Below are 12,974 nucleotides of genomic sequence, written 5' to 3'. Positions count from 1 at the left end.
AGAAATTGTCGGCAGATTATAGACAGCTGCACAAGGCAGGGGAATGCGTCACGATGCGGAGAGCGGCTGCCGTTTAACCGCCGTGGCTTTACAACGCGGCAGAAATCCGCATGCTGGTGACATTCAGGACCACTTTCTTCATTACTATGACCGCCACCAAAACCGGATTTCTCTGCGCGAGCGTGCTGCTGCTGAGCGCGCTGACGCTGCTGTCGTTGCACTGGAGCGCGTTTCAGGCATGGGCGCTGCAAAGTCAGATTCAGCTGCACCGGCTGCTGGTTACCCATTTACTGCAAATCAATAGCGGCCAGTACAGTGCCGGACTGTGGCTGCTGGCTGTGACCTTTATTTACGGCATTCTGCACGCGGTGGGTCCCGGGCACGGTAAATTTATCGTTACCACCTGGCTGACCACCCATCAGCCCCCGCGCGGCGTGGCGCTGAGCGTGCCGCTGCTGGGCAGCCTGGTGCAGGGCCTGAGCGCGATTGCCTTTGTCTTTATTCTGGCGGTTGGTTTTAACCTGACCACCGGCGATCTCAGCCTGAGCCGCTGGTATCTGGAGAAAGCCAGTGCTGTGTTCATTGCCGGGCTGGGCGTGATGCTGCTGCTGCAAGCCTGGCGCAGGCCGCCAGCGGAGCATCATCATCATGATCATTGCGGCCACGCGCATGGCGTCGCGGCTGGGCACGGCAGCGACTGGAAAAGCTGGGCGGGTATTATCATTGCCACCGGCGTGCGGCCGTGCAGCGGTGCGCTGACGGTGCTGCTGTTCGCCAGCGTCATCGGCATTACGCGCTGGGGCATGCTGGCGGTGATGAGTATGGCGCTCGGTACCGGCATGGCGCTGGTGGCGCTGGCACTGTTTGTGCAGCATTATCGTCAGCGCGCCGGGCAGCTATGGCTGGCAGAGCGCTCGCCGCAGGCGGCATCGCTGCTGAGAGCGGTACGGATCGCCGGTGGGATATTGCTGGTGATGTTTGCGCTGGTGCTGTTTTTTACCGTGGTGCCGGTGAGTGCCAACGGGGATTATATTGCGGCGGGATGTTGAGGTGCATGGTTTGGGGAGGGTGCGGTTTTCCCCTCACCCTAACCCTCTCCCGCACGCGGGAGAGGGAATGTCAGGTGCGGCCTGTTCCCCGGGAGAGGGAACGTTAAGTGCCGCTTTGGGCACGGGCTTAATGATCAGAAACGGTATTTCGCGGACAGCATAAAATTACGCGGTTCGCCGTAGACGATGCCGGTGCTGTCGACGTTTTCGTCGTACTCTTTGTCGAACAGGTTATTCAGGTTGGCCTGCAGGCTGAGGTTTTTGGTCACGTCGTAGCGCGCGAACAGATCCACCAGCGCATAGCTGCCCTGACGGGTGCGCCAGGTGCCATTGCCATCCGGGCCACTGATATCCGCGTAAGTTCTCGCCTGCCAGTTCACCCCGCCGCCCAGCGTCAGCTGGTCCAGCATCGGCAGGCGATAGCTGGTGAACAGGTTGAACGACGTGCGCGGCAGCTGTGAATTGTAGCGATCGCCGTTGGCGTCTTCCGCCACATACGAAGTCCCGCCAAAGGTCATCTGCCAGTTGTCGGTCAGCGCCCCATTCACCTCAAACTCGACGCCACGACTTACCACGCCCTTTTTCGCCACGTAAATGGTGTTACCGGTCTGCGCATTGGTCTGTCCGGTGCTCTGACCGACGTTATCCAGTTCGGTGCGGAAGATCGATACCGAGGTGGTCAGACGGCTGTTGAACCAGTCAGACTTCACGCCGGCTTCGTAGTTTTTGCCAATCACCGGCGAGAGATACGCGCCTGACGCATCCTGATAATCCTGCGGCTGGAACACCGAAGTGTAGCTGGCGTAGGCAGACCAGTTATCGTAGAAGTCCCAAATCACCCCACCGTACGGCGTGATGTTGTTTTTCTCCATCTCTGCCGTCAGCGTCTGGCGGTTCCAGTTGGTGTAGCGCGCCCCGACAATCAGGTGCAGCGGATCGGCCAGATTGATGCGCGTCGCGAGATACGCTGACTTCTGCCGTACCAGTTGGGTATCGGCCGCGGGTTCACGCGGATTCCAGTCGGTTTCCGGGAAATCGCCGTTAAACTGGTTGAAGTTGCCCAGCTCGGCTGACGAAATGTTGGCCCAGGCGCTGTAATATTTGTTGTCCTGACGGCTGTAGTTCACCCCGACCATCAGCTCATGCTGGCGGCCCAGCAGTTCATAAGGACCGCTGGCGAAGGCATCTACCGCATCCACTTTACGTTTGCCGGTGTTGTAGCCGGTTCCGCCCACCACCGGATAGCCGGCATAGCCAGAGACGCCTGCGCCAGTGGTTTTATCGAAGTAACCGTCGAGATACAGCTGCTTGCTGTCGAGGAACATCTCGTTATGCGTGCCGTTAAGGGTGATGTTCCAGCCGTTATCGAAATTCTGCTGCAGGTTAACAAAGACCTTTTTATTTTCTTTGTTGTTGTAAGCCCATTCAGGTGCGGTGTTATAGCCGCGACGGGAGTGGATCTGCGTGCCGTCGGTGTACCAGCGCGGCGCACCGCCCCACATCGGTGAATCCGTGTTCACCTGGCTGAATTCATAACCAACAGACAGTCTGGTGGCGTCCGTCACGTCAGCGTCGACCACGCCGTAGATAAACTTCTTATCGGCGCCGTAGCGTTCAATAAAACTGTTTTTGTCTTCATAGCCGGCCACCAGGCGACCGCGCACGTTGCCTTCCGGTGACAGCGGTGCAGAAAGATCGGCGACGTAACGCTGCTTATTCCAGCTGCCATAGCCAGCTTCAAGGCTACCGGTAAACTCTTTGCTGTCGGCATGTTTACGTACCATGTTGATGGCAGCGGAAGGATTGCCCGGTCCGGTCAGCAGGCCCGTTGCGCCGCGCACCACTTCAACGCGCTCGTACAGCGCGGTATCGGTCTGCGCATCACCGAGGTTCCAGCGCTGGGCAAACGCGGTCGGAATGCCGTCGGTCATGTAATTATCGATCAGGAAACCGCGCGAATAGTAATTGATGCGGTCCATATCGGCGGCCACACCATGGATGCCGGTGGTGTTGCTCAGTACGTCGTTCAGCGACTGCAGCTGTTGATCCTGCATGCGCTGCTTGCTGATGATGGTGACCGACTGGGGAATATCACGTGCGGTCAGCGCCATTTTGGTGCCGGCCCGCGTCACCGGTACGCTGTAATCCGCTGCGGCCTGCGTCTGCTGCGCTTCCGCGCTGGCGCTGGCATCAACGGTCAGGGTGGCCTCACTGTTTTGCGTATCGGCCGCCTGAGCGACACCCGAGGCAACCAGCACTGCCAGCAGTGACAGGCGCAGCGCGCGCTGCGGCGCAAGACCTGCGTCCCTGACGCGCATCTCTTTGCAAGACATAATATTCCTCAATCGGCTTATCGTTATTTTGTGGTGAGCATGTGGTTAAGAAAGCAAATGAGAAATATACGCATTAAGATTAACATTGCAAGAAATTGTTACGGCCTTTCTGACGCCTTTACACTGAGAAAAAATCTTATGCTTCAGGGAGTAACGGCACTGATACTGCTTTACAGGAAACTATCACGCCTGAAATCATCCTTAATCTCAGTCAACCGGTGCGTGAACGGTTGTGCCTGCATCCTGCTATGGCATCTGAACACCACGCATGTACCAGCTTCGTACCCGGTCACCGCCATTGATTTATAATTACGCTGCCAATAGGAAAGGTGTTTATAAAGTTTCCTTTTCTGCGCTAAGGTGGACCAGTTACGCTTTTAATCCCTGCAGCAATCGCTGCGTTGTTTACATGACGCCATTTATTAAGCTGTAAATCGCCGTGACGTATATTGTGTGAGATGCTGCGATGTTAAATGAACGGCTTGACGTAGGTGGCGAGTAATATTAAATCCGCCGCTAACATGTTTATGCGTAATCAATGAAGAGACAAAAATCTTTACGCCCAATCAAAAACTGTACAGGTCGGGGCATATTTCCGGACAAATCTGTCGGCGGGTGAATATTTCCATTTGAATAAAATTGCCGTAGAATGCACGCTTTCAAATCAGTGGTATCAGTAATAAGGGTTTATACATGAGCGATGCACTCAAGGCATTGAACAATCTTCGTACGCTGCGTGCTGAAGCACGTAATATTGAGGTTGCGGTATTAAACGAAATGCTGGAGAAGTTTGCCGTGGTGGTCGCCGAACGCCGCGAAGAGACGGCTGCAGAGAGTGCTGCACAGCGCGAAAAAGAAGAGAAGCTGGCGTTATATAAAGAGATGCTGCGCAAAGACGGCATTACAATTAATGAACTGGCGCAATTAAACCAGGGTGAAACGAAGAGCAAAGCAAAACGTGCACCGCGTCCGGCGAAGTATAAATTTACCGACGAACAGGGTAATGAGAAATTCTGGACCGGTCAGGGTCGTACTCCCTCGCCGATAAAGTCAGCGATTGACGCTGGCGGTTCGCTGGATGATTTTCTGATTTAATCCAGTCGCAGGAAATCGGGGCGGAACCGGCTAATTGCCGCATCACCGCCCCTGTATCGCGGCACCCTAAATGCTTTCATGCAATCCTTTCATGCATTCCTTTCATGAAGTGTGCCGCGAGGTGATTAGGCCATTACGCCTTCCCACACCCGCCCGTCAGATTAACGTTGCACAGGCGCGCGCAATACGTTTACCCGCCTCCTGCACGCTATCGATATCCGTGGCGATCGACAAACGGAAATACGGCGACAGGCCGTAAGCACTGCCCGCCACGCCGGACACACCGCTCTCCAGCAGATAATTCAGCACATCCTGTTCGTCATGCAGTACGGCGCCGTCAGGCCGGGTTTTGCCCAGCAGGCCGGCACAGCGGCAAAAGACAAAAAATGCGCCCTGAGGTTGCAGCACTTCAATGCCGGCCACCTGCTGCAACTGCTGCACAATGACATCGCGTCGCGCCTGATACGCGGCGCGCTGCGGTGGCAGGAAATCGAGCCCACCGTTAAAGGCCGCAACCGCCGCCGCCTGGCTGATGGCGCTGGCGCCAGAACTGTTCTGCGACTGCACCACCACCATGGCATCAATCAGCGGCTGCGGCCCGGCAGCAAAGCCAATGCGCCAGCCGGTCATGGCATAGGTTTTCGACACGCCTCCCACCAGCAAAACGCGTTCAGCCAGATCTGGCGCCACCTGCAGCAGACTAACGTGCTGACGATCGTCAAACAGGATATGTTCGTACAGCTCATCCAGCATAATCAGCACATTGGGATGATCGCGCAGCACCGTCGCCAGAGCCTGCAACTCCTGTGCGCTGTACACCATGCCAGAGGGATTGCCGGGATTGTTCAGCACCAGCCAGCGGGTTTTCTCAGTGATCGCCTGCGCCAGTTGCGCCGGCTGCAGCTTGTACTGCTGCTCAAGCGGACAAGGCAGCAGCACCGCCTCGCCACCGTTAAAGCGCACGCTGTCCGGGAAAGTTGGCCAGTATGGCGTGGGCACAATCACCTCATCGCCGTCGTTTAGCGTCGCGGCAAACGCGTTGAAGATGATTTGCTTTGCGCCGTTGGCGATACAGATTTGACCCAGCGCGTACTGCAGCTGGTTCTCCCGCGCCAGTTTGGCCTGCACCGCTTTACGCAGCGCGGTGGTGCCATTGGTCGGCGTATAACGGGTTTCACCGCCATCCATCGCGGCGCTGGCGGCGGCACGGATGTGCGCGGGCGTATCAAAATCCGGCTCACCGGTGGTGAGGTCAAGAATATCCACGCCCTGCTCTTTTAGCTGGCGGGTCAGCTGGCGTGCCGCCGCGTTAGCCGAGAGCGACACAGACTGTACGCGCTTCGATAGGGTGATCATGTTTCGCTCCTGTCTCTCACACCACCGGCAGGCCGAGGTTTTCACGCAGCGTGGCGAACTCGTACTCTTCGCGGAACAGACCGCGACGGCGCAGTTCCGGAATCACCAGCTCCACAAACAAATCCAGCTGCTCGGACATGATCGCCGGCATGATGTTGAAACCATCGGCGCCGCCCTCGTTGAGCCAGAGCTCAAAGTCATCGGCAATATCCTGCGCGGTACCGACGATTACCAGGTGACCGCGCGATCCGGCGGCTACCGCAGCCAGTTCGCGCAGCGTCAGATTTTCACGTTTCGCCATGTCGGTCATCAGTTTCACGCGGCTCTGGTTGCCTTCACCCAGCGGCACTTCCGGCACCGGACCGTCGAGCGGATACTGGCTCAGATCCATATTGAAACGCAGCGAGAGCTGACGCAGACCGTTGTCGATATCAACCAGCGTGTTGAGCTCTTTCCATAGCGCTTTGGCCTCTTCGCGCGTGCGGCCAACAATCGGCATCACGCCAGGCATGATCACCACGTGATCCGGATTGCGTCCGGCGGCAATCACCTGATCTTTCTGCGAACGGTAGAAGCTCTGTGCTTCTGCCAGGCTGGCCGAGGCGGTGAAAATCACCTCGGCAGTCTCTGCCGCCAGCTTCTGCCCATCGCTGGAAGAACCGGCTTCGATAATCACCGGACGCCCCTGCGGTGAGCGGGTAATGTTCAGCGGGCCCTGCACCTGGAAGTGCTCGCCGACGTGGTTAATCGGCTGAATTTTGTCATCAATGAAGTACTGACCGGTCTCTTTGTTGGGCTGCACCGCCCCCGCCTGCCAGCCGTCCCACAGCTTATAGGTGACATCAAGGAATTCACGCGCGCGCGCGTAGCGCTCCGCATGATTAGGCATATCGCTGCGGCTGAAGTTACGCGCCACATCGGTAGAGAACGACGTCACCACGTTCCAGGCGGCGCGGCCGCGGCTAATGTGGTCCAGCGACGAGAAGCTGCGTGCCATGGTGAACGGGTCGCTGAAGGTGGTCGAGGCGGTCGCCGCCAGGCCAATACGCTTGGTGTTGACCGCCAGCGCCGACAGCAGCGTTAACGGCTCCAGACGCGCCATGGTGGAAGGCAGACGATACATGCTGGTCGCCAGTGCATCACCCACGAAGAACAGATCAAACTTACCGGCTTCGGCTTTTTTCGCGATGGTGATCAACCAGTCAATATCCGTCGGATCGCCCAGATTTTCCGTCAGCCGCCAGCCGCTCACGTGCTGTCCAACCGGTTGTACAAACAGCCCTAAACGGATGCGGCGTGAAGATGAAGTAGCCATATTTTTTCCTGGTCAATAAAAGGGTCAATAACAATTAAAAGGCGTTCTCAGTCGCCAGCAGCGCCTGCTCTAAGGCATCCGCGCTGATGCGGAACGGCAGACGTTCGGCGCTGGCCGCCGGGAATTTGATCTGTTCAGCAATGCTTCTGATGGCTGCGCGACGATCGCCCTGCAGCGGCGCTAAGGTCAGCGGCATATCATATTGCCGCAGCAGCGCCAGCAGCGCGGCGTCCGGCTCACCGTCGTGCTCAATCAACGACTGCACCAGCAGGCTGTAACCGACTTTTTCACCGTGCAGCCAGTGGTGCAGCTCCGGCTGATGGGTCAGACGGTTATGAATGGCATGGGCAAAGCCTGGCGTCGGCAGCACATCACGCACGCTGTTGGCCAGGCCGGCCAGCACAATGCTGGCATCGATCACCTTCTCCAGTTCCGGCGTCACTTGCTGTTGCTGGTTGGCCAGCACGGCGGCGGCACCGTGCTGGCGATAGACATCCAGCGCGCGCTGCGCGGTCATCACTTTAAGATCGAGGGCGAGATCGTGGGGGTTGTGCCGCAGATAAGGATAGAACTCGTAGTATTTAGCCAGCGCGTCGACAATGCCCGCTTTGAGGTAACGCACATCACTTTGCGCGATCACTTCGCTGTCTACCAGCACCAGTTCAGGCATTTTGCCCAGCGGCTGGCTGCGCACGTGACCGCCCTGCGCGTCATAAATAATCGCCACAGGCGACCAGGCGGCACAGGTCGCCGCGACGGTGGCGAAATTGACGACGGTGATTTCCGGTAACTGGCTGCCGACCGCTTTAGCCGCATCCAGTACGCGCCCGCCGCCAATTGCCAGCAGCAGTTCAGCCTGCTGCTGTTGCAGATTGCTTTTCAGCGTATCAATGGCCGCGTCGGTGCATTCGCCGTGCAAATACTCGATTTCCCAGCGAATACCACAGGTTTCCAGACTTTGCGTTAATTGCGGATTAACCGCCTGCCAGGCGCGCGGAGAGGTGAAAATACGGATATGCGTAGCATAAGATTTAATGAATTCGCCGGTGCGCGCACGCAGTCCCGGTTCGTGTGCGTAGGCACGCGGAGATTTAATCGCTAACACGTTGTCACCCTGATTAGGAAAAACGCCATAACAAAATTGTTATATTTCAGAGGATTAATGCGAAATAGTTATAGCGCTATGTATTTTATGCATACTACGGTAAATGGCGATTTGTGCAATGAAAAAGCCGCCATTTCATTTTCACAAATTTGCATTAGCTTATCCGGATTTCACATATAGCCCGTCAGCGCTTTACTGCTACTCTGAGCCTTCTTTATTTATCGCCCGCCGGGCGGTTTTCCGGGGATAGCTATGACACTTGAGTTTCGTCAGGTCACAGAAGACGAAGTGGACACTTATCAGGCGCTGATGCATGCCGCCTATGCGCCCACGCTGGCGCTGGGGATCAAATTTGATGCGGCCACCGCCGACCGCGAAAAGACGCTGCGGCATCTGCAAAGCCACGGCGTGTATGCGCTGTATGCCCAGGGCGTGATGGTCTCCTCGGTCACCGTGCGTTATCCATGGGGCCCGTTGCCGGGTCCGTTCGGCCTGCCGCACATCGGCTGGTTTGGCGCCCACCCGGACTATGCGGGGCAGCAGTTTGGCCGCCAGGTTCAGGATCGCCTGGAGCAGGAAATTTTACGCGGCCAGTTACGCGCACCGGCGGTATCGCTCGGTACCGCCATCAGCCATCCGTGGCTGATTGATATGTATCGCAAGCGCGGATTTGTGCTCATGCACACCACCGATCTCGGCAAAGGCCACATCACGCAATATATGAAAAAAGTGCTGGATGAAACCGCGCACGATGCCTGGCTGACGCGCCAGGCAGCATCACAAGGAAGCCAGGCATGAGCCAACTGAATGAAACAGCGCTGGGCGAGCAGCTGATCGCCTTTCGCCACGAACTGCACCGTTTTCCGGAACTCTCTAATCAGGAGTTTGAAACCACCGCCCGCCTGCGCCAGCAGCTGGAACAACACCAGATTCGCATCGTTGATTTGCCACTGAAAACCGGTCTGGTGGCGGAGGTCGGCCCGGCACAGGGACCGTTGATTGTGCTGCGTTCGGATATTGATGCGCTGCCGATTGAAGAGCAGTCGGACGTTGCTTTTCGCTCGGAGCGTCCCGGCGTGATGCACGCCTGCGGCCACGATTTTCACGCTTCCGCTGCACTTGGCGCGGCGATTCTGCTTAAGCAGCAGGAGGCAACGCTGCCCGGCCGCGTGCGGATTCTGTTCCAGGCCGCCGAAGAGACCGGCCAGGGCGCGCCGGATGTCATCGCCACCGGCGCTCTGCAGGAGGCGGTGGCGATTTTCGGCATTCATAACGATCCGTCGCTGCCGCCTGGCGTGGTGGGCAGCAAAGCCGGTGCGCTGACCGCGGCGGTGGATCGCTTCGATATCCGCATCACCGGCACCGGCAGCCATGCTGCCAAACCGCATCAGGGCAACGATCCGATCGTTATCGCGGCACAGATTGTCTCCGCGGCGCAAACGCTGATTAGCCGTAACGCCCCCTCCGCTGACAACGCGGTGGTGTCGATCACCCAGCTGCACAGCGGCAGCACCTGGAACGTCATTCCGGACAGCGCCTGGCTGGAAGGCACGGTGCGCACCTTCTCTCAGTCCACGCGTGAGCGACTGGAGCAGCGCTTCCGCGAAATCGTGCTCGGCCTCGGTGCGGCTTTTGCCGCAGAGGTTGAGTTTAACTGGCACGCCGGTCCGCCTGCGGTGGTGAATGATGCGCACTGGGCGGATTTTACCCTGCAACAGGCCACCGCCAGCGGACTTGAGGCGCGCGTGGTGGAAGCCAGCCCGATCGGCGAAGATTTTGCTTTTTATCAGCAACAGCTGCCCGGCGCCTTTGTGATGATCGGCACTGGCGAACCTTATGCGTTGCACCATCCGGCTTTTCGCATCAATGATGCGGTGTTGCTGCCCACCTCACGCTACCTCGCACAGCTCGCCGTGGCGGCGCTGCGCAGTCTGGAGCGGGCATGAACCTGAGCCACGCGCTGGCTGAGCGCATCCTGCAAAGCCAGCCGGATGCGGCGGCACGTGATGCCGCACGTACTGGCATACAGGATTTTCTCGCCGTGAGCTGGCCGGTGTTACAGCAGCAGGTCCCGGACAGCGGCTTACCGGCGCTGCGACAGGTTTATGGCGACGGCAGCGTACGCTCACAGGCGTTGCTGCTGGGCTATGCCGGCCATGCGCTGGATTACGATGATTTCCATGCCGATTTTCGCGGCCATCCCAGCGTGGCGATCCTGCCTGCGCTGTTTGCCTGGCAGCAGCAGCCCGCCACTGCCGAAGCGTTCCTTGATGCCTATGTCATCGGCGTGGAAGTGGCTGGTCGGCTGGGACTGGCCGCCAGCCAGCAGCACTATGCGCTGGGTTATCACAACACGGCCACGCTGGGCACGCTGGCGGCGGCGGCCGCGCTGGCACGTCTGCTGCAGCTTAATGCAACCGACTGCGCCACGCTGATCGGCATCGCGGCGACCCAGGCCAGCGGACTGCGCGCTCAGTTTGGTTCGGCGGTGAAGCCGCTGCACGCCGGACTGGCGGCAGAGCGTGCGGTGATGGCGGCGCAGCTGACGCTGGCGAAATTCGATGGCCGGCATGAAGGCGTGCTCGACGCGTTTCTCGCCGCCAGCAGTAACGGCGAGGCGCAGCCGCAACGGCTGGTGGAAAACTGGGGCGCGCCGTGGCGCATCAGTACCCCCGGTCTGGAGTTCAAACCCTTCCCCACCTGCGCCGGAACTCACAGCGCTGCCGAAGCGGTACGTCTGCTGCGGCGCGCCTGGCTGGCGGAAGGTCACTCGCTGGACTCGCTGCTGGAAAATATTGATGACATCACGGTCGCCTTCCCGCCGGGTGGTGACATCGCGGCGGCAGTTCGCGTGCCGGCTAACGGTATCGAAGCACGCTTTAGCCTGGAGTACGTGATCGCCGCCATGCTGATGTATGACGATTTACGGCTGGAAGATTTTGCCGAAGGTGCACTCAATCCGGCGGTGATGCCGCTGGCGGCCAAAGTGCGTCGCACGCCGGATGCGTCCGCGCCGCCCGATGCGCTCAACCCGGCGCGGCGTTTTCATCTCGTCACGCTGACGCTGAAAGAGGGTCGTCAGCTGCAGCAGCGCCGCACGCGGCAGCAGTCGCTGGCGGATGGCGTAGATGTGGCGGCCAAACTGCGTCAGGCGCTGCGCCATGAAGTGCCGGCGCGCCAGCAGCAGTTACTGGCTATCAGCGAGCTGCAAAGCACGGCGGATTTGGCTACATTAAGCCAACTGTTGCGCGCCTGATTCCTGCCGGCGCGCGTTCTTCGCTTAAGGCTGGCGTATCATGTCTAAAACTCAGCGGCTTCCCGAACTGCTGCAATTGCTGCGCTGTCATCGCTATCCGCTGACCGCGCAGCGTATCGCCGAACAGCTGCACATCAGCGTGCGCACCGTCTATCGTGACATTCTTAGTTTGCAGCAGCAGGGCGTGGAGATTGAGGGCAGCGCGGGCGTTGGTTATTTACTGAAATCCGACGGCCATTTGCCGCCGCTGATGTTTTCCCGTCAGGAGATTGATGCGCTGGTGCTCGGGCTCAACTGGGTCACCCGACACACCGACGAAGAGCTTAAGTCCGCCGCGCGCCATGCGCTGGCCAAAGTCCAGGCTGTGGTTCCGCCGCATCTTACGCAGAGTATCGATCACCAGTCGCTGCTGATCGCCTCCCAGGGCGAAGCCTTGTTCGAAACCCATCTGCCGCAGATTCGCCAGGCGATCCATCAGCGCAGCAAGATCAGCCTGCGCTACAAAGATCTGCAGGATAACCTCTCTACCCGCACCATCTGGCCGGTGGTGATTGGCTACTTTGAACGCGTGCGCCTGCTGTGCGGCTGGTGCGAACTGCGCCAGGAGTTCCGCAATTTCCGCGTCGACCGCATTGAAGCGATCAGCGTCACCAGCGAACTCTATCCCGGCACCCGTCATCAGTTGCTGAAGCGCTGGCGGGATTATCACCATTTGCGTCACCCGGTGGACAGCGCGACACGCTAGCGACATAAAGTTGCCATAAGCGACAAAATGTCGCATACTTAGCCGCGTGCAGCAGTAATCGCAACTCAACATTACAACAGTCAGTCCATCACCGCTTTCATCCGCGAGGTAATATTCATGGCCACAAGTATTCGTTTAGACGATGACTTCGTGAGCGACGTAAAAATTCACGCTGAAGCCGCCAGCCGCAGCATCCCAAAGCAGATTGAGCATTGGGCGAAGATCGGCCGGATTGCTGAGGATAATCCGGACTTACCGTATAGCTTCATCGCTGAAGTATTGATCGCCCAGGCTGAAGTCGATAATCAGAAGGTTTCGCCGTATGTCCGCCGAACACCCCGATCCAAAACCACAAAATAGCATCGAGGTTTATCAAACACGCCGCTTTGAAAAAACGCTCGATAAATTGCCCGATACACAGCGTGCCATCGTCGAGGATGAGATCGACAGGATTGTTGACGCGCCTGAGATCGGTGAGCTTAAAAAAGGTGACTTAAACTTTTTACGCGTGCACAAATTTCAGCTGAATAACCGCCTGACGCTGTTGGGCTATAGCTGGGTGGAAAATAAACTGGAACTGTATCTGCTGGATATCGGACCCCATGAAAATTTCTATCAGGAACAGAAAAAGCACCGTAAAGCCGATCTGAAAATTATCAGTTAACCCATCGACTCCTGACAAAATCTGTCACAGCCTCCCCCTACTATGCAGCGGTAAAC

General features: G+C 58.1%; 12 protein-coding genes. 8 read left to right on the top strand and 4 right to left on the bottom strand.

Annotated elements, in window-relative coordinates; all coding sequences use genetic code 11:
• Positions 1-110 precede the first annotated feature (110 nt).
• The gene (locus tag C1N84_RS21825; protein WP_104093343.1) at positions 111-1,049 is read left to right on the top strand and encodes a nickel/cobalt transporter; all 939 of its coding nucleotides are present in this window, start codon (positions 111-113) and stop codon (positions 1,047-1,049) included.
• Positions 1,050-1,183: 134 nt separating this feature from the next.
• On the opposite strand, the gene fhuE is transcribed toward C1N84_RS21825, so the two are convergent.
• Positions 1,184-3,382 (bottom strand): ferric-rhodotorulic acid/ferric-coprogen receptor FhuE, encoded by a 2,199-nt coding sequence (gene fhuE, locus C1N84_RS21820; protein WP_264443991.1) that lies wholly within the window; start codon positions 3,380-3,382, stop codon positions 1,184-1,186.
• A gap of 693 nt (positions 3,383-4,075) precedes the next feature.
• Between fhuE and C1N84_RS21815 the strand changes: the two genes are divergently transcribed.
• Positions 4,076-4,477 (top strand): H-NS family histone-like protein, encoded by a 402-nt coding sequence (locus C1N84_RS21815; RefSeq protein ID WP_021509031.1) that lies wholly within the window; start codon positions 4,076-4,078, stop codon positions 4,475-4,477.
• A 156-nt stretch (positions 4,478-4,633) separates the two neighbouring features.
• Here the strand turns inward: C1N84_RS21815 and C1N84_RS21810 are convergent, their stop codons facing one another.
• Genes C1N84_RS21810 through C1N84_RS21800 form a run of 3 tightly spaced genes read right to left on the bottom strand, consistent with a single transcriptional unit; the run spans position 4,634 to position 8,253 of the window.
• Positions 4,634-5,833 carry an aminotransferase class I/II-fold pyridoxal phosphate-dependent enzyme gene (locus tag C1N84_RS21810; RefSeq protein WP_264443995.1) on the bottom strand — a complete coding sequence of 400 codons (1,200 nt, stop codon included), beginning with the start codon at positions 5,831-5,833 and terminating at the stop codon, positions 4,634-4,636.
• 16 nt (positions 5,834-5,849) lie between these two features.
• On the bottom strand, positions 5,850-7,148 hold the full coding sequence (locus C1N84_RS21805) for an LLM class flavin-dependent oxidoreductase (protein WP_264443997.1): 1,299 nt from the start codon (positions 7,146-7,148) through the stop codon (positions 5,850-5,852).
• Positions 7,149-7,182: 34 nt separating this feature from the next.
• Positions 7,183-8,253 (bottom strand): iron-containing alcohol dehydrogenase family protein, encoded by a 1,071-nt coding sequence (locus C1N84_RS21800; protein ID WP_264443999.1) that lies wholly within the window; start codon positions 8,251-8,253, stop codon positions 7,183-7,185.
• A gap of 252 nt (positions 8,254-8,505) precedes the next feature.
• Between C1N84_RS21800 and C1N84_RS21795 the strand changes: the two genes are divergently transcribed.
• The 6 genes from C1N84_RS21795 to C1N84_RS21770 all read left to right on the top strand — a co-directional run bounded on the left by C1N84_RS21795 (position 8,506) and on the right by C1N84_RS21770 (position 12,918).
• Complete coding sequence (locus tag C1N84_RS21795) at positions 8,506-9,051, top strand: GNAT family N-acetyltransferase (RefSeq protein WP_021509027.1); 546 nt, start codon at positions 8,506-8,508, stop codon at positions 9,049-9,051.
• Positions 9,048-10,199, top strand: coding sequence for an amidohydrolase (locus C1N84_RS21790; protein WP_264444003.1), 1,152 nt, complete (start codon positions 9,048-9,050; stop codon positions 10,197-10,199). The genes C1N84_RS21795 and C1N84_RS21790 overlap by 4 nt, the downstream gene beginning before the upstream one ends.
• On the top strand, positions 10,196-11,509 hold the full coding sequence (locus C1N84_RS21785; RefSeq protein WP_264444005.1) for an MmgE/PrpD family protein: 1,314 nt from the start codon (positions 10,196-10,198) through the stop codon (positions 11,507-11,509). Before C1N84_RS21790 ends, C1N84_RS21785 begins: the two co-directional genes overlap by 4 nt.
• Positions 11,510-11,549: 40 nt before the next feature.
• Complete coding sequence (locus C1N84_RS21780; RefSeq protein WP_262258246.1) at positions 11,550-12,254, top strand: helix-turn-helix transcriptional regulator; 705 nt, start codon at positions 11,550-11,552, stop codon at positions 12,252-12,254.
• A gap of 117 nt (positions 12,255-12,371) precedes the next feature.
• The gene (locus C1N84_RS21775; protein ID WP_071813632.1) at positions 12,372-12,614 is read left to right on the top strand and encodes a ParD-like family protein; all 243 of its coding nucleotides are present in this window, start codon (positions 12,372-12,374) and stop codon (positions 12,612-12,614) included.
• On the top strand, positions 12,577-12,918 hold the full coding sequence (locus tag C1N84_RS21770; protein WP_211726850.1) for a type II toxin-antitoxin system RelE/ParE family toxin: 342 nt from the start codon (positions 12,577-12,579) through the stop codon (positions 12,916-12,918). The genes C1N84_RS21775 and C1N84_RS21770 overlap by 38 nt, the downstream gene beginning before the upstream one ends.
• The last annotated feature ends 56 nt before the right edge of the window (positions 12,919-12,974 follow it).

It is taken from the genome of Pantoea sp. SGAir0418 (genome assembly GCF_043529865.1).
This window is presented reverse-complemented; position numbering and strand designations above follow the sequence as displayed.